This is a genomic window from Gloeobacter kilaueensis JS1 (genome assembly GCF_000484535.1).
Taxonomy (GTDB): Bacteria; Cyanobacteriota; Cyanobacteriia; order Gloeobacterales; family Gloeobacteraceae; genus Gloeobacter; species Gloeobacter kilaueensis.
In genome coordinates this window covers 3,027,450-3,043,298 of record NC_022600.1, presented here as the reverse complement: position 1 = coordinate 3,043,298, position 15,849 = coordinate 3,027,450, and the positions used below count along the sequence as shown (strand labels likewise).

The window sequence follows — 15,849 nt, the reverse complement described above, 5'->3', positions numbered from 1 at the left end:
CGATTTTTGTTCTCCAGCTACAGCCTGCCGAACCGGCGGTCTCGATGGTAGCTCAAGCGCGGCGGGAGGCAAGACTTGCCATCGCCGTTGCCAGCTTTTCGGGTGTGGCGGGAGCGGTGCGAATCTCAAAGCCTGCCTGCACCAGCTGTTCGCCGTCGCCAGCCTGCAGGTCGCAGCGGGGAGGCCGCTGCTCACCAACTTTGTGGATCACCGTACAAAGGTCATTCCTGGCATAGCCGACGGGACTAATCAGCACGTCAGGATCGAACTGTTCGAGCAGCGAGAGCGCCTCAGCCGCCGTCACCGCCGTCGCCACCTCAGCTCCCAACTGACGGACCATCGACCCCAGTGAGAGGGCCGCCTCGCCGTCGCCACTCTCGATCGAGGGCATCACCAGCACCCGCAGCCTTGAAAGCGGCTGGTGGCCGGGGTTGTCGGGAGTGGAGCGGCTGGGCTGCACCACCAGTGCCGGTTCGGCCATCACCGGCAGATGGACGGTAAAAGTTGCTCCCCGGCCCTGACCGGCACTCTCTGCCTCGATCTGGCCGCCGTGCTGCTCGACGAGGTAGCGGGCGATGGCGAGGCCGAGGCCGAGCCCGCCGTGCTCGCGCCGCCGCGAACTGTCCGCCTGCCGGAAAACCTCGAAGACGTAGGGCAGGAATCGCCCATCGATGCCGATGCCACTGTCGCGCACCACCAGTTGCCAGCTCCCGTTCTCGCGCCCCAGTCGGACCTGGATGCGGCCCCCCTCCGACGTGAATTTAATCGCATTCGAGAGCAAGTTGAGGACTACCTGGCGCAGACGCACCGCTTCACCTAAAATCAGGCCGGTTTCGTCCTCCAGCTGCACATCGAGCTGGATGTGCTTGAGCTGGGCTGCGGAGCGGAGCGACTCGACCGCCTCCTGGACGATGGGCAGCAGATGCACCGGACGCAGATTGAGTTCGAGGCTGCCCTGCAAGATCTGCGAAGCATCGAGCAGATCGTCGATGAGCTGGGTCTGCAACCAGCCGTTGCGCTCGATCGCCTCCAGAGCCCGTCTGGCTGCCGCCGAATCGAGCTGGCCGCGCCTGAGCAACTGGGTGTAGCCGATGATCGAGTTGAGGGGGGTGCGCAACTCGTGGCTGAGGGTGGCCAGAAAATCGTCCTTGGTGCGATTGGCCACCTCCGCCTGGGAGCGTGCCTCCGCCTCCGCTGCGAACAACCGGGCGTTGTCGATCGCTACTGCCGCCCGCCGGGCCAATTCCTCCGCCAGATTAAAATCCGACTCGTCGTAGTGGCGATCACCGTTTTTTTGCGCCAGGCCGAACGTCAGAGCGCCGAGGGGGCGCTCCCTGGCTACCAGCGGCACGCAGATGTAAGAATGCAGCCCGGCCATCGCGAGCAGGTCCGGCGCGTCGGGGCCGACCTCACTTACCAGCTCACCTTTGCCGGTGCGCACGGCGTAGCTCGGACCGTAGGACGCCTGCAAATCGAAGGGATAATACCGCTCTACCTGCCAGGCTCCCTCCCCCCGCTCCGGATTGGCGCGGGCAATCACCAGCCGATGCACGCTCTGTCCCTCCAGCAAGTCGATGAGGCAGTAATCTGCCAGACCGCTTAGAGCCAGACGGCCAACCGATGCCAGGGTGGTGCGGTAATCGAGGGAGGAGGCGAGCACCCGGCTTGCCTCGGTGAGAAATGTTCCGTGCAACTGGAGCTTCTGTAGCTCGCTGAGCAACTGTTCCTTTGTCTTACTTGTATTATCCATGGGATTGTTCTAAAGCTCTCAAACGATCGGGCGATCGAGATCAAGTGCAACCACAGCAAATAAAAGCGAATCAGTGTGCCAGGGCAATAAGGATAATTACTTACTCGATTTATAGCAGGTTTGGCCAGAGCGGCGCATCGACTTTAGGCTGACTTATACGGTGTCTGGCCTGCGCCTGGGGATAGATATACAGTCTTTAGCAGGACAACGTGCTACGTCTACAGGCGCACCGCCCGCCGTTGCGCCATGAACTGTCCCAGTCGCTCGATGCCTTTCAGGATAGTCGTGCGGTCGGCAGCGTAGGAGAGTCGGATATGGGCGTCCGAACCGAAGGCGATGCCCGGCACGGCGGCGACGTGCCCTTCCTCGAGCAATTTTTCGCAGAAGCGGGTCGAATCGAGGCCACTCTCGGCGATGTCGGCAAACAGATAAAACGCACCCTGGGCGGCGGCGCAGGTGATATCTGGGACGCGGCTCAGCGCCCGGTACATGGCGGTGCGCCGCTCGGCGAAGGTGGCCACCATCCGTTGGACCTCACCGGCTACCCGCTCATCCTGCAGCGCCGCGATCGCCCCGGCCTGGGAGTAGAGGGCGACGTTCGAGGTGCTGTGGCTCTGGATCGCAGCGGCGGCTTTGACAATCTCGGGGGGTGCGGCGAGATAACCCAGCCGCCAGCCGGTCATCGCAAAAGCCTTACTGAAGCCGCCGACGGTGATCGTTCTGGCTGCAATCTCAGGGCCGAAGCTGCCGATGCTGTGGTGGGTGGTGCCGTCGTAGACGAGCTTTTCGTAGATCTCGTCGGAGAGCACCAGCAGGTCGTGGCGGAGGATCACCGCTGCGAGCGCCTCCAGTTCGGCGCGGCTGTAGACCATGCCGGTCGGGTTGGAGGGCGAATTGAGGACAAGCAGCCGGGTGCGCGGTGTAATCGCCGCTTCGAGCTGGTCGGCTGTGATCTTGAAGTCTGCCCCTTCGGTGGTGGGCAAGAACAGGGAGGTACCGCCCGCCAGGGCGACGATTTCTGGATAGCTCAGCCAGTAGGGGCTGGGGATGAGTACGGCGTCCCCCGGCTCGACGAGGGCCATGACCGCGTTGAAGATCGCCTGCTTGCCGCCGTTGGTCACCAGGATCTGCTCGGGGGAGTAGACCAGCCCGTTGTCGCGCTCAAGCTTCTGGGCGATCAGCTCCCGCAGCAGCGGCTGGCCTGCCACCGGGCCGTAGCGGGTCTCGCCCCGGTCGAGGGCTGCCTTTGCCGCCTCGCGGATGGGCGCGGGCGTGTCGAAGTCGGGTTCACCCGCACTCAGATTGCAGATATCGACGCCACCTGCCTTGAGGGCTTTTGTCCGGGCGGCAATCGCCAGGGTGAGCGAGGGGGTCAAGGAGCGGACGCGACTACTGAGGCGGGACATCACCAACTTCTCCGACGAACCTGTGGGGCAGTTTTTCTAGAATGCCACAACGGGCGCATCCACCTGCGCTCGAACCGCAGAAGAACGGCAAAAAGAAATGTTTTGGCCCGTGTTACTGGCCCGGTTGTTTGTCGTCCCCGGCATGAACGTCGAGAGTGAAGTCCATGTACACCTCGGGTTCCTTATAGCTGCCTGGCAAGGCGACGAAAGGCCCAGCCTTGTGGACGGCAGCGATGGCGGCTTCATCGATCGACTTGAGACCGGCGCTTTCTTTGACGGCAACTTCACCGACGTGGCCAGCGCGATCAACCACAACTGTCAGCACCGTCCGCGCATCCTTCTCGACCTCCGGCGGATCCCAAACCGCTTTGATCTTGCGCTGAAATTCGGCTATCCAATCTTGAATAGTGGCGATTGGCCGGGGCGATTCTACTTTTGTTTTGATCGCAACCGCAGTCGTGGTTGTCTCCTGCTGCTTCGTCGCTGCTTGGGACTCGCTCGTTTGGGTGCCCTGCGGTTTTGCTGCCACCGGTTCAGAATTAATCGGTCTTTCGCTCGTCAGTGCTTTTTCGATCTGGCGAATTTGAGAATCGAGGATACCGATACACAGCTCGCTGTTGCCCCGACAGGCGGGCAGGGCAATCGAGCAGGTATATTTGGTCGGTGACATCAGGTTGCAGGAACTTTCGTTGCCGTCGTCGGCGACATGATCCAATCCGAGGGCGTGACCAATTTCGTGCAGCAGTACCACCCGCAACTCCGAGGAGAGGTGTTGGTGGATGGCCATAGCGATCTTGCCGAGCCGGTAGCTTCTGACCGCAGAGAAGTAGCCAAGAGCCTCCTTGCCGTCTTTGAGATCGAACGTCTTGAGGTCGCTAGCTTCGACGAACAGGTCCGCCTCGCCGGGTTGGTCAGTGAGGACCAAAAAACCAAATTTAGCGAAGCGAGTAGCATCGGAGACATCGAGCTTTTGTTTGAGAACGATCGTATAGGTCCGATCCAGCGGCTTGTCGGGCGAATTGATCATCAGGAGATCCCAATCGAGCACCGCCTGGCGCAAAGCGTTGTAGGCCGCCTCAGGTACGCGCGGGCGCTTCGTCTCGTCGGTCTCCGTCGAACCGGCAAGATAAGGACTGATGTAGACTTTGACCGGAAAATCGTCGCTGTAGAACTGCCGCATCTGGGTGGCAGCCATGAGGGAACAGTTGGCTACCAGCAAAAAAAGACAGCCGCCAAGGAGCGGAACGAGAATGCGCCGAGCTATCGACATTGGTAGATGGCCTTGGTAGGGGGCAAAGTAAACGTAGCACAAATTCTGCCCGGCGCACCCTGGATTTTTTTGCGGCCTCAACCGGTGGCGTTGCGGATAACGAAGTGTTGGGCCGGGGTGGGATAGCCCGCCTGGCCAAAGCTTTCGCGGATCAGGCGATTGGTGTCGAAGTACACCTGCCAGTAGTGGATGTTGTTGGTGTAGGGCCGCACGGCCAGTACCGGTCCTGAGAGGTTGAATTCAAGAATCTCGACATCGGGGGCCGGTGAATTCAAGACATTCGGGATATTGGCCAGTCCCTGCTTGAGCCGAGCGATGGCGTCGTTGTGATCGACGCTGTGGTTGAGCTGGGCGGCCAGTTCGACGCGGCGGTAGGGGTTGACGGAGAAGTTCTGGATGTTGTCTGAGAAAATTTTGTTGTTGCCGACAAAGACCAGAACGTTGTCCGGCGTGTCGATCGCGGTGACGAAGAGGCCGAGTTCTTTGACGGTACCGGTCACCCCGCCGGCGGTGATAAAATCGCCGACCTTGTAGGGCCGCAGGACAATGATGAAGGCTCCGGCAGCAAAGTTGGCGAGCAGCCCTGCCCAGGCCGCCCCGATCGCGATACCGGCAGCGGCGAACAGGGCGGCAAAGCTGGTGGTCTCGACGCCAAAGAAGCCCAAGATGGCGATGATGAGCGCAATATTGGCGAGCACCGAGATCACCGAAGCCAGGTAGCGGACAAGCGTAGGCTCGATGCGCTGCTTGTCGAGGGCGCGCCGCGTCAGGCTGACGGCAAATTCGATGAGCACCCGGCCAATCGCAAAGATGAGCAGGGCCGCAATAATCTTGAGGCCAGCATTGATAAGCAGGTCTGTAACAGTCTGTATCGTCTGAGGATTCATCGTTATTTTTGCTCCTTTGATGTAGCAGATAGGCGCGCACGAATTCGGCTCTCCCGCTTCGACGGATAGAACAGACGAGCGCGGAGTCGGCGAAGGACACTACCGCTTGCTCCGGTGTTATGCAGGTGCTTTTAAGAGGGAATCAAATTTGCCGATTCGGTACAGAAAGAACTGTCCTGGAAGATGTATGCAAATTTTATAACCGACTGCCGACCAATATTCAACGCGCCGCACCTCAGCCGGGGAGCTGGCCACGGGTGACGCCCAACTGGTTGAGCAGTTGCAACTCGCGCCACAGGGCAGTGCCGCTCAAGGTGCCATTGAGCAGCTGTCGGTAGCAGGCGATGGTCCGGACCACCTGTTCGGGCGATTCGTCGAGAAATTCAAGGCGCAAGTAGCGCGCTCCGGCGGCGCGGAGGTGGTGAACGGCCTCCGCCCCGCTCTGGGCTCGGGCATTGAAGACGGTGTTGCGGCAACCGGCGTCGGCTTTGAGGGGATGTTCGTCGCCCACCCGGTCGCGCAGCCGGACGGCCAACCGCTCACAGGGCCGACCGCAGTTGGTGTAGTCGGAGCCTTCGGACAAAAACCCACAGAAGACGCAGTGCTCCATGTGAAACAGGGGCATGTGCTGGTGGATGGTGATCTCGAACCACTCGGGCGGTGCCGTCTTGAGCAGGGCTGTCAGCTGCTGGATATTGAGATCGTAGGAGGCGGTGAGCCGCCGCAGCCCATAGCTCTCCATCCAGTGGGCGGCGGCGAGGGGATTGGCAATATTGAGCGAAAAATCGCCCACACAGGGATCACTTGCAAAGTAGCGCAGGTGATCGTAGTTGCGCACCAGATAACCGTCAGCGCCGCTGGAGCGTACCTGGTCCAAGAGCCAGTCTTCGCCCGGCTTGTAGATGCGCGGCGGAGCGACCCAGAGGGCAGCGCCGCCTGCGTGGGCGCGCTGGACAGCCCGGCGGTACTGCCGTCCATCTTCCAGCTCGCAGTAGATAGTCCGAATGTCGCCTGTGAGAACGGCATCCAACTGCTCCTGTGAGCGCACCAGGACGATCAGTTCTGGAGCACCGGCAGGCACAGCAGCGGGCGGTGGGGCACAGGCGGGAGTCGCTGGAAGCATCTGCCAGCGCCGGGGCCGGCTGCGCAGGGCAAGAAGTTGCTCGACCAGTTCGCGGCGCAATCGGTTGAGTTCGCTCACAGGCAGGTAGAGCGCCCCTTCGAGCTGGTTGACGAGCGCACCCAGATAAAAGGGCGTCCCGCCCAGCCGCCCGAGCTGCTCAGCCAGCCGCTCGTCCGTGAGAGCCTGCTTTTGAGCGGCGACCAGCGGCAGGGTCGAAAGGACGCGCGTGGTCTGGCCCGCCTCGTCGCGCCCCTCGATCGCCAGAAGCTCTCCCGCCCGGCCCCAGACCCTCAGACCCAGAGGCCGCTGAAACCGGGGCGCATCGCCAGCAAAGCTCTGGCGCAACTGGCGATCGAGTTGGGGGTCGCTGGTCTTCCAGAGGATGTCCCCCACCCGCACCCGCCGCCAGTCGATCTCGCCTCGGGCAAACCCCAGCCAGAGCCGGTCCTGTCTGTGCTCCACCGTCCAGATCCGTCCCCCCTCCTCCGCTTGCTCCGGACGGCCACTGTCAAAGACGACCCCATCGCCGGGTTTGACGGGCGCATCCGGCAGCAGGCCAACCTGGCTGCCCTCGATCTGCAGTACCTCCCCGAGCCGGACGCCGCGCTTTTTGCCAAAGCGGGCGTGAACAAGTTTCTGGTTGTCGGTGCCCTCCAGCCAGCCGGTCGAAAGTCCCCGCGAAAAGGCCATCTCCAGTTCGTAGCGCACCTCGGCGCTCGGGGAAGCAAGATCGTCGGCAACCTCTATTCGATCGAGCGCCTGGCGGTAGGCGCGGGTGATGTTGGCCACGTACTCCGGCGACTTGAGGCGGCCCTCGATCTTGAGCGAGGCGACCCCAGAGCGCACCAGCTCCGGCAAAAGCGCAATTCCACAGAGATCCTGGGGGCTTAAAAGATAGGCTCTGCCCCCCAGATCTACGACTTCACCGTCGGCAATCAGCTCGTAGGGCATCCGGCACGCCTGGGCGCACTCGCCCCGGTTGGCCGAGCGGCCACCGAGCGCCTCCGAGGTCAGACACTGCCCGGAGTAGGCGACGCAGAGCGCGCCGTGGACGAACACTTCGAGGGGCAGGCCAGCCGAAGCGGCAGTTTGCTGAATTTTTGCTATCTCAGCGAGGGAGCACTCGCGGGCGAGCACGACCTGATCGCAGCCTAGATCGCGGGCAAAGGCCACCCCCGCCGCGCTCGTGATCGTCATCTGGGTCGAAGCGTGGATCGGAAAATCCGGTGAGATCCCCCGGATCAGCCGGCAGATGCCGATGTCCTGGACGATCGCCCCATCCACCCCCGCCGCGATCACCGTGCGCAGGTACTGCTCGGCCTCGGCGAGTTCGTCGGCAAAGACCAGGGTATTGAAGGTGACGTAGCCTTTGACGCCCCGGCGGTGCAAAAAGGCAACCAGTTCCGGCAGATCGGCGGCGGTAAAGTTCTGGGCACGCATCCGGGCGTTGAAGCGCTCCAGCCCAAAGTACACAGCGTCGGCACCGTTCTCGACCGCTGCCCGCAGGCACTCCCAATCCCCCGCCGGGGCGAGCAACTCCGCTCGCCGCCCAGCCCCTCGCTCGCCTCTGCTCATCACCTTCTCCCTTGCCAGCCCTATCCTAACGAGGCGGCCTGGGACAGGCAGGAATTTTCTGGGCCAGCAGGCTTGACCAGCGCACCGGCAAGCCCGTAGTATTAGCGTAGTACAGATTGGATTTTACTCCGCCCATGCGCCTCGCCCACCGCCATTTTGTAACCACGACCACCCTCTGCCCGCTTCAAGGACAGATGGCCGGTCCTGGCGTACAGGTTGGTCGCTCGTGGCAGCCAGTCGATTTCAGCACCTATCTTCTGAATTTGCTGATCGCTGATCGACCCGAGCACAGGCGAAGTGGGCGACGCAGGGACGATCTACCTGCAGAAAGTTAAAAGGCAACGGCTCTTTACCTTGACTTTCACCCCCGCTTCCAAAAAAGACGAAGCGGGGGTTTTTGCTTATCAGCCCAGGCGAGCGGCCCAGGAAGACCTATCGACGGACCCAGGAGACCCTGACAATCATGTTAAAGATTATCTATACCGAAACTGGCCTGCACGTCGAGATCGTCGATCAGCCGATCGCCGCCTTCGTGCGCGATCGGCTCGCGATCGAAAATTCCGTTGGGGCACAGCTTGCCGTCGAATCGGGCTGGGCTTCGCTTTTAGTGGGTCACCTTCCCGGTGTGGCGGCTCTCGCGGCTCAGCCGGGGATCGCTGTAAGCCGGGCCGACGACCAGTCGATCGAAGTGAGCTTCAGCGGGATCTGGCTTGCCGGGGCCGCCGAAGCGGAGGAAGGCGTCTTCGTCGCCGAGTTGCCGGGGGATCTGGAGGAGCGCCTCGCGGCTCTCTGGCGCACGCTATGCTCTTGCAGGATAGTCCCATAAATACAAGGACGAGAGATAGAGAGGGTCCGAACCCGGACTTTGCGCTCGCTTCAAGCTGATACTCCGGCCATCTGCTTTGAGCGGCGCACCTCCTCCAGTTGGGCGCGCAGTTGGGCGCGCACCTGATGGCGGTAGCTAAAAAAGTGCTCGCCTGCCCCGAGGGCGATCAAGTAGTCAAAGAGCAGGCGCGGTTTGCGAGCGGCGATAACCAGCAACTGCCACCAGAAGCGCCAGCGCGTCGAGCGCATCACCCCCTGCCGCCAGAGGAGGGCAAAAAATAGCCGCCATTCTGCCCGGCCTGTGGGTCTGCGGCTTTTGCCGCGCCAGCCGTTCATCAAAAGAAAATGCTGAAAGGTCCGCCGCAGGTAGGCGGGCGGGTCGTAGATCTGCCAGAAGGCGGCGATATATTCTTCGACGATCTGCTCGACGGGCCGGGTGGGCACAAAGTTCATCAATGCCCCCTGGTGAAAGGTGCCCAGGCCATCGACCAGGCGATGTTCACCCTCCAGCCGCTGCCAGAGGGCCGTGTTCTGCAGCGCCTGCAGCAGGCTGAACTGGCACTGGGGGATATTTGTCTGTTCGATGAAGGCCCGGATGCGCTCTCCAGCTCCGGCTTTTTCGCCGTCGAAGCCCATGATGAATCCGGCCATGATCTGCAGGCCCGCCGCTGTGATCCTGTGGCACGATTCGACGAGGGGATGGCGGGTGTTCTGCAGTTTGTGGATGCCGAACAGGCTGTCGGTGTCCGGCGTCTCGATGCCCATGAACACCGTGGTGAAGCCCGCTTTGACCATCAGCTCCACCAGTTCCATATCCTCCGCCAGGTTGAGGGAAGCTTCGGTGAGCAGGATGAACGGATAGTGGCGCTCCTCCATCCAGGGAATCAGGGCGCGCAAGAAGATCTTGGCGTTGCGGGTGTTGCCGATAAAGTTGTCGTCTACCAGAAAGACGTAGCGGTTCCAGCCCATCCGGTAGAGCATTTCCAGTTCGGCGAGCATCTGCTCGGGGCTCTTGGTGCGCGGTTTGCGACCGAAGAGGTTGATGATGTCACAAAATTCGCACTGAAACGGGCAACCGCGCGAGAACTGGACGGTGATCGCCATGTAGGCGTCTAGATCCAGCAGGTCGAAGCGGGGCGGCGGCGTCTGGGTGACATCCGGCTTGCTGGTGGCTCGAAAGATGCCCCGCTCCTCGCCCCGCGCCAGCGCCTCCAGAAATAGCGGCACCGTACACTCGCCCTCGTCGAGAATCAGGTAGTGGGCACCGGCTTTCAGGGCAAATTCGGGCACCGAGGTCGCAAAAGGACCGCCCACGGCCACTTTCTTGCCGAGGGCAACGCCTTTTTCAATCAAGCAGGCAAAGTCCTCCTGCTGGACGATCATCGCCGAAATCAAGACCAGATCGCACCACTGCCAGTCTGCCTCGCTCTCAGCTCGGATATTGCGATCCGCGAAGCGGATCTGCCAGTCGGCAGGCAGCAAAGCGGCGACGGTGATGAGCCCCAGCGGCGGGTTGGTAGAGCGCAGCCCAGCCAGGGCAAGGGTTTCACGGTAAGACCAGAAAGAATTGGGCATCGAAGGCCAGAGCAGCAGAGCTTTCATCGGCATTGCCCCAAGCGCTATAGCGTTCAGCCTACAGCGCCAGGACAAACAGGAACTAAAATTTATGCCTTTCGGTGTTTCGCCCCAGATCGAGCGGTCAAACGGGCCTGTCTACCGCTCGTCGCCTACGATCGCCCCGTCCTGCACCCGGATGATCCGGCGGGTGCGCTCGGCGACCTCGTGTTCGTGGGTGACGATTACGATCGTGATTCCCTGGTCGTTGAGGCCCGTGAGCAGCGCCATCACCTCGTCGCTGGTGCGGGTGTCGAGGGCACCGGTGGGTTCGTCCGCCAGCAACAAAGCTGGCTGGTTGACGAGGGCACGGGCGATCGCTACCCGCTGTTGCTGACCGCCCGAGAGCTGACTGGGCCGGTTGGCAAGCCGCTCGGCGAGCCCCACCTGCACGAGAGCCAGTTCCGCCTGCTCGCGCCGCTCTGCCTTGGAGTAACCGGCGTAGATCATAGGAAGCATGACATTTTCGAGAGCGCTCAGGCGCGGCAGCAAGTTGAACTGCTGAAAGACGAAGCCGATGCGCCGGTTGCGCACCTCGGCCAGCTCGTCGTCGTCCAGTTCGGTGACATCCTGACCGGCGAGCCGGTAGCGCCCCGAGCCGGGCCGGTCCAGGCAGCCAATGATATTCATCAAGGTGGACTTGCCGGAGCCGGAGACGCCCATGATCGCCGTGTACTCGCCCGTCGCAATTGTAAGGTCGATGCCGCGCAGAACCGGGACGCTCACTTCGCCGAGCTGGTAGTTCTTGACGATGTTTTCCAGTTGAATCATTGAATTGTTGAATCCGCACGCTTATCCTGACGCCAAAACCAACCTTCAGGTTCTACCCGCCCCCGGCTTTGGCTGCAGCCGGTAGATCTGCTCGCCGCTTTGCTCGTCGGCGCTGAAGCGGCCATCCATGACGAGGGTCTTTTCATCGAGGTAGCGGCGGGCCTCCTCGATCGAGATACCGGCTCCCTCCGCCAGGCGCGAGGCGGTAATCTGCCAGTTGTTTTCTTTGAGGAGCCGGGCAAAGGTAAGATCCAACTCGCTGTAGGATAGTCCTGTCCGCCGCTCTGCCAGGGCTTTTGTAAGCAGATAAAACCCGATTGTCCCCGCCGGGAAAGCGACGATCCAGAAGACGAAGGCCGATTGAAAATCGCGCCTTGCTACGAGCGCAAAGAGGACGAACGGCAGCAACACCGCTGCCAGCAACAGCAGCACCGCCCCAGCTACGATCCGAAGCCGGACATTCTGGCCCATCTGCTTAAGTATCCAGAGTTCTACCCCGCATGATAGCTTCGTCCCCGCTGTCGCAAATCAGCTTAAGAAGCGGTGTGCAAGTTCACAGAGCCGAGCGCTGCAGCCCAATGTACTGCATCGCTGCCGCATCGCCCTCGCGCTGTCCTCGCCGCAGTACCTTTCGGTCGAAGAACTACAGGGCAAACACTCTTTTATGATTTTTATAAGCGCAACAAGAAGGTAGCGAGAATGGCAGGCCGACCAAAACCAGTGATCACAGCCTGTCCGGATACCAATTCAGCCAGAGCGATCCGTGAGATTGCGCGTACCGATTCCCCACCCCTCCACACCCCCCCTGCCCCCCCTCTCCTCCTCTGCCCGGCGGGGGCAGCCCCCCATTCGGGGGGCAGGAGGAGGAGAGGGGGGGCAGGGGGGGTGTGGAGGGGTGGGGACCGTTTTAGCAAGCACCCAAAAACAAAAGAACGCTCCCCTCCAAAGAATCTACTTCCCCTACTCCAGCCCAAAACCCAATGCTTTTTTCGCTTCGTCTCCTTAGTCGTTAAAAAGCAAGGCAAATCTCAACGAGCGATCGGATTTGCTGTCGTCGCGGCTGGAGCTGTCTGCCCGGTGGTGGGAGCAGGAGCTTGCAGTTGGGCGATGCGGGCGTCGAGTTTGTCGAAGAATTTGCCCAGGAGTGTCTGCTGACTGCGGGAGACGACATCGACTGTGGCAGGCAGGTTTTTGCCGTCGAGAATTTCTTGAAAGCGGTTAAAGACTTTATCGACTAGGATGCGCCCGCCCTCGGCGGTGTTCGGCACCAGGATGCCCATGTCCTTGAGTAAATTTTGCAGGCGGACCAGCCGCTGGCCAGAATCGGGATCGCTGACAGAAAGAGCCCTGTCCAGCTGGTCGATCTGGTCTTTGAGGCGGGCGTTGCCCAGCGGATCCCAGTCGCCACGGGCAGCCAGGCGGTCCTGGAGGCTTACAAGGTAGAAGCGCGCCGCCAGCTCAGGCTCGATCAGGGCAAACAGTCCCAGCGAATTGGGTTCGGCCAGTACACCCGCCGTCGTGTTGACCAGAAGGGCACTGTTGCGGCGCAAGACCTTGAGCACCTGCGGATCTTGAAAGTTGAGGTCGGGATAACCGGCAGCAAGGGCGGCCAGGAGCTTATCGAGGTCCGGATCGACACCATTTACCTTGTCGAGGCCGCGATGGACGACCTGACTGATCATCGGCAGGCGCTGCTGCTGACCGACGATAAGCGCCACTATCCCGGCGAACTGGTTCTTGGCCCGCTCGACATCCGCATCGTCGGCGATGTTGACCAAATATTTGCCCAGGGGCGTCTGCACATCCAGGTTCAGGCGCAGCTTTTTGAGCAGTTCCCGGCCCGACAGGCGGCGGCTTACCTCGCTGGTAGTGGCTTCGGCTCCAACACTCAGCACCGCCGGCTGGGAGGCAGGTTGAGTACCTGGAGATGGGGAGGAGGACGAGACCGGAGGCAACTGAGTGGCCGCAGCCGGGGCCACCGGAGCCGGTTGAGCAGCAGGAGCCGAGGCGGACGATGGGGGGACAGGTTGGGCAGAAGGTGACGGTGGCGGCGTTTGAGCGGCGACCGGCAGCGCGATAAGCAGGCTCAGGGCGATAGCGGCAACACGTCCGGGCATGGCGGGTGTTCCAGACAACATTCAGTAATGTATCACAGGCTTTTTGGGCTGTTGAGCAAGCTCCCTTCCGGAAGCTTACGATTCTCCCAGCTGAAAGTCTGGGACAATACCGGCGCGGGCGGGTCCGGAAGCCTAAAATACGGGAGTTGCGAGCACCGCAGGCGGCGATGGCAAAATCCAAACATTCCGCAAAGTCAGCCGGGCATCCGGCGATGCCGACGAACGCTCTTCGTGCCGCCCTGGCCCAGGCAGCTTCGCTGTAGCAGGCTGGTCGTCTATTAGAGGGAGGCGACATCTACGACAAGATTTTGCGAACCCAGCCTGAACAGCCAGAAGCCCTGCACGGAATGGGTTTAATCTTGCAACAAAGTGGTCACCCCGACGGTGCGCTGCAGTGTCTGACGCGGGCAACAACCTTGCGCCCCAACTGGACTGAGGCCCACTACAACCTCGGGATGCTGCTGCAGGCTCTCGGTCGGCTGGAGGAAGCGGCCCGCTGCTACCGCCGGGTACTCTCCCTCGAACCGGGACAGATCGGAGCGCTCAACAACCTGGGCAACATCCTGTTTGCCACAGGCCAGACGAGCGCGGCAATTCGCCAGTTCCGTCAGGTGTTGCGCCGGCAGCCCAACCTGGCGGCAGTGCATTACGGCATATTGCGCGTGTTGGGCATCGAGGCGCTGGTTGCAGCGGACGAGGCCGAATACGTTGCCCTCGCCGTAAAACTTGGCTGGATAAAGATTGGCGGGCTTACCTGCGGCAGGCCATCCTCGAGCGCCTGGATCGACTCTTCGACGACCGCGAGTGCGTAGTCGCTCCGGAGAACTTTTATGAGCGGGCTGTTAGCGGTCCTCGCCAACCCCGATGAAGACGCTGGATAAGCAGTACCAAACGGGTTAAAAAGATACGTTTTCGTACAGTTCTTCGAGCGTTTTAGAAAAGTGGAGGCTACCAATCTGGTATACCTTGTCTTCCTGGGTATAAGATTGCAACACCCACAAACCCGGTTCACTGCGCCTGAAGCATTGAACGAGTTGCTCTTTTGTGCTGATCAAAACGTACTCTTGAAGGCTTTCAAGCGTCTGGTAATCTAGAAACTTTGCCCCACGGTCGTAGGCTTCTGAGGAATCAGACAGGACTTCTACCACAAGCTTAGGATAGCGCAGGTACAAGGGCGTCTCGCGCTCGCGTTGGTCACAGGTGACGACCACATCTGGATAAAAGAAGCGATTGCGCTGCTCGATGCGGACTTTTATGTCGGACATAAAGACGCGACACCCAGAACCCCGCAGATGTTGCATCAAAGCAGAGAGGAGGTTGGCCGCCAGTGTGTTATGGTTCTGGCTGGCTCCAACCAGAGCGTAGAGTTGACCATCGACGTACTCGTGTTTTATCGGGCTCTGCTCTTCGATCTGCAGATACTCATCGGCTGAAAAGTAGGGTTCTTTAGATTTGGTAAGCATAGGCTTGCTCAGGGTGAGGGCTTGACATGGTTTTGGCCAGAGCCTACTTCTTTTCGGAACCTGGCTGCTCGTCCTTGAGTATTTTCTCCAAAGCCGAAAAGTCATCAGCGGGATAGACCTCACCGGGCCGGGCATCTAGGCGCTGGATAAGGGCGTGCAGGGCTTGCTCGTCCGAACGATGAGCCAGCACATAGGCGCGCAATTCACTGTCGTCCATCTGCTGAAAGGTACGTCGGTTCATCGGATTATCCTCCAATCGCCATTGGGATAGATAAGTACTTGCAGATCTTGGCCCGCAAGGATGTAAAGCCGGTCGATGCGCTGGTCATAAGAGACTAGAACGATGGGCTGATAGTAGCCGGTAATCATCCGGCAGAGGTGATAACAGACTCGGTACTGATCCAGTGTGGGCCGGGGGCCTTCCATTCTCGCTCCATCAGCGGCAGGGAGGTGGCTGTTCGAGGATCCCACCCTTGCCAAGGTGTCGAAGGCTGTTGCAGTCCATCTGCCATTAGCGTAGCGGAGCAGGCACAGAACTTAGCGGGCTGTCCAGTTTTCCGGGTCCAGCTCAGCTTTGTGAAGATTTTCTGGAACCAGGATACAAGAGCTTTAGCCCTGACTGCCATTGCTGCGCTCTTGATCGCGCCGGATCAAATAATCGTTGATTACTTCCTGGCGACGATTTGAGGCCCGTAACTCCTCAACGACCTGATCGAGCCGGAGGTTTGAGGCCCGCGACTCCTCGACGGCTTGCTCTAGCCGGACAAGGGCATCAGCGGTCACGCCAATGAACCTCTCGCTGATACTCGTCAGGCGGTCCACGTTCTGATTGGTCGCCAACTGGGAAGCTCTCAACTCGGCTAGCAACTCGCCGTGCTGATCGAGGCGTTGCTCGGCGCGATCCATCCGTTCTTCCACTGGGCTTTCTCCTGGCGGGCTTTTGTTTGCTACTTTCTCTGTTTCCAGGCTACCTACAGGGGCTGGAAGTGGCGAGTAAACCCCCTCGCGCTCACAGCTGGAGTGCAGAGTCTGGAAGCGCAACATCGTA

At 60.7% G+C, this 15,849-nt stretch carries 15 protein-coding genes; 2 read left to right on the top strand and 13 right to left on the bottom strand.

Going from position 1 to position 15,849, the window contains the following annotated elements; all coding sequences use genetic code 11:
- Positions 1-52: 52 nt before the first annotated feature.
- From GKIL_RS14075 to GKIL_RS14055, 5 genes are all read right to left on the bottom strand, one after another.
- Positions 53-1,750: a GAF domain-containing sensor histidine kinase gene (locus tag GKIL_RS14075; RefSeq protein ID WP_023174346.1), complete on the bottom strand. Its 1,698-nt coding sequence runs from the start codon at positions 1,748-1,750 to the stop codon at positions 53-55.
- A gap of 218 nt (positions 1,751-1,968) precedes the next feature.
- Positions 1,969-3,156: a pyridoxal phosphate-dependent aminotransferase gene (locus GKIL_RS14070; protein WP_023174345.1), complete on the bottom strand. Its 1,188-nt coding sequence runs from the start codon at positions 3,154-3,156 to the stop codon at positions 1,969-1,971.
- 112 nt (positions 3,157-3,268) lie between these two features.
- Complete coding sequence (locus GKIL_RS14065; RefSeq protein ID WP_023174344.1) at positions 3,269-4,426, bottom strand: TonB C-terminal domain-containing protein; 1,158 nt, start codon at positions 4,424-4,426, stop codon at positions 3,269-3,271.
- Between the two features lie 77 nt (positions 4,427-4,503).
- The gene (locus tag GKIL_RS14060) at positions 4,504-5,313 is read right to left on the bottom strand and encodes a mechanosensitive ion channel family protein (protein WP_023174343.1); all 810 of its coding nucleotides are present in this window, start codon (positions 5,311-5,313) and stop codon (positions 4,504-4,506) included.
- A 235-nt stretch (positions 5,314-5,548) separates the two neighbouring features.
- Positions 5,549-8,011, bottom strand: coding sequence for a U32 family peptidase (locus tag GKIL_RS14055; RefSeq protein WP_023174342.1), 2,463 nt, complete (start codon positions 8,009-8,011; stop codon positions 5,549-5,551).
- Between the two features lie 463 nt (positions 8,012-8,474).
- Here GKIL_RS14055 and GKIL_RS14045 point away from each other — a divergent pair, with 463 nt between their 5' ends.
- Complete coding sequence (locus GKIL_RS14045) at positions 8,475-8,837, top strand: alr0857 family protein (RefSeq protein WP_023174341.1); 363 nt, start codon at positions 8,475-8,477, stop codon at positions 8,835-8,837.
- 50 nt (positions 8,838-8,887) lie between these two features.
- Here GKIL_RS14045 and GKIL_RS14040 read toward each other — a convergent pair whose 3' ends face one another.
- The 4 genes from GKIL_RS14040 to GKIL_RS14025 form a co-directional block, all read right to left on the bottom strand.
- Positions 8,888-10,438: a B12-binding domain-containing radical SAM protein gene (locus GKIL_RS14040; protein WP_041243963.1), complete on the bottom strand. Its 1,551-nt coding sequence runs from the start codon at positions 10,436-10,438 to the stop codon at positions 8,888-8,890.
- 111 nt (positions 10,439-10,549) lie between these two features.
- A complete protein-coding gene (locus tag GKIL_RS14035) occupies positions 10,550-11,221 on the bottom strand; it encodes an ABC transporter ATP-binding protein (protein WP_023174339.1) in 672 nt (223 codons plus the stop codon).
- Positions 11,222-11,266: 45 nt separating this feature from the next.
- Entirely contained in the window at positions 11,267-11,692 is a 426-nt protein-coding gene (locus GKIL_RS14030; protein ID WP_023174337.1) for a hypothetical protein, read from the bottom strand.
- Between the two features lie 557 nt (positions 11,693-12,249).
- A complete protein-coding gene (locus GKIL_RS14025; protein ID WP_023174336.1) occupies positions 12,250-13,338 on the bottom strand; it encodes a hypothetical protein in 1,089 nt (362 codons plus the stop codon).
- Positions 13,339-13,685: 347 nt separating this feature from the next.
- Here GKIL_RS14025 and GKIL_RS14020 point away from each other — a divergent pair, with 347 nt between their 5' ends.
- On the top strand, positions 13,686-14,150 hold the full coding sequence (locus GKIL_RS14020) for a tetratricopeptide repeat protein (RefSeq protein WP_023174334.1): 465 nt from the start codon (positions 13,686-13,688) through the stop codon (positions 14,148-14,150).
- A gap of 84 nt (positions 14,151-14,234) precedes the next feature.
- On the opposite strand, the gene GKIL_RS14015 is transcribed toward GKIL_RS14020, so the two are convergent.
- From GKIL_RS14015 to GKIL_RS14000, 4 genes are all read right to left on the bottom strand, one after another.
- Positions 14,235-14,801 (bottom strand): Uma2 family endonuclease, encoded by a 567-nt coding sequence (locus GKIL_RS14015; protein ID WP_023174333.1) that lies wholly within the window; start codon positions 14,799-14,801, stop codon positions 14,235-14,237.
- A 43-nt stretch (positions 14,802-14,844) separates the two neighbouring features.
- Entirely contained in the window at positions 14,845-15,042 is a 198-nt protein-coding gene (locus GKIL_RS14010) for a DUF6887 family protein (protein ID WP_023174331.1), read from the bottom strand.
- Positions 15,039-15,170, bottom strand: a complete 132-nt coding sequence (locus GKIL_RS25930; RefSeq protein ID WP_420841404.1) for a DUF6888 family protein — start codon at positions 15,168-15,170, stop codon at positions 15,039-15,041. The genes GKIL_RS14010 and GKIL_RS25930 overlap by 4 nt, the downstream gene beginning before the upstream one ends.
- 240 nt (positions 15,171-15,410) lie before the next feature.
- Positions 15,411-15,719, bottom strand: coding sequence for a hypothetical protein (locus GKIL_RS14000; protein WP_023174328.1), 309 nt, complete (start codon positions 15,717-15,719; stop codon positions 15,411-15,413).
- Positions 15,720-15,849 lie beyond the last annotated feature (130 nt).

Excerpts from the sequence above, each read along its gene's own strand:
- GKIL_RS14020 (WP_023174334.1), top strand. The coding sequence starts at position 13,686 with ATGGGTTTAATCTTGCAACAAAGTGGTCACCCCGACGGTGCGCTGCAG.
- GKIL_RS14025 (WP_023174336.1), bottom strand. The coding sequence starts at position 13,338 with ATGCCCGGACGTGTTGCCGCTATCGCCCTGAGCCTGCTTATCGCGCTG.
- GKIL_RS14065 (WP_023174344.1), bottom strand. The coding sequence starts at position 4,426 with ATGTCGATAGCTCGGCGCATTCTCGTTCCGCTCCTTGGCGGCTGTCTT.
- GKIL_RS25930 (WP_420841404.1), bottom strand. The coding sequence starts at position 15,170 with ATGATTACCGGCTACTATCAGCCCATCGTTCTAGTCTCTTATGACCAG.
- GKIL_RS14010 (WP_023174331.1), bottom strand. The coding sequence starts at position 15,042 with ATGAACCGACGTACCTTTCAGCAGATGGACGACAGTGAATTGCGCGCC.
- GKIL_RS14045 (WP_023174341.1), top strand. The coding sequence starts at position 8,475 with ATGTTAAAGATTATCTATACCGAAACTGGCCTGCACGTCGAGATCGTC.
- GKIL_RS14055 (WP_023174342.1), bottom strand. The coding sequence starts at position 8,011 with ATGAGCAGAGGCGAGCGAGGGGCTGGGCGGCGAGCGGAGTTGCTCGCC.
- GKIL_RS14040 (WP_041243963.1), bottom strand. The coding sequence starts at position 10,438 with ATGAAAGCTCTGCTGCTCTGGCCTTCGATGCCCAATTCTTTCTGGTCT.
- GKIL_RS14075 (WP_023174346.1), bottom strand. The coding sequence starts at position 1,750 with ATGGATAATACAAGTAAGACAAAGGAACAGTTGCTCAGCGAGCTACAG.
- GKIL_RS14015 (WP_023174333.1), bottom strand. The coding sequence starts at position 14,801 with ATGCTTACCAAATCTAAAGAACCCTACTTTTCAGCCGATGAGTATCTG.
- GKIL_RS14030 (WP_023174337.1), bottom strand. The coding sequence starts at position 11,692 with ATGGGCCAGAATGTCCGGCTTCGGATCGTAGCTGGGGCGGTGCTGCTG.
- GKIL_RS14035 (WP_023174339.1), bottom strand. The coding sequence starts at position 11,221 with ATGATTCAACTGGAAAACATCGTCAAGAACTACCAGCTCGGCGAAGTG.
- GKIL_RS14060 (WP_023174343.1), bottom strand. The coding sequence starts at position 5,313 with ATGAATCCTCAGACGATACAGACTGTTACAGACCTGCTTATCAATGCT.
- GKIL_RS14070 (WP_023174345.1), bottom strand. The coding sequence starts at position 3,156 with ATGTCCCGCCTCAGTAGTCGCGTCCGCTCCTTGACCCCCTCGCTCACC.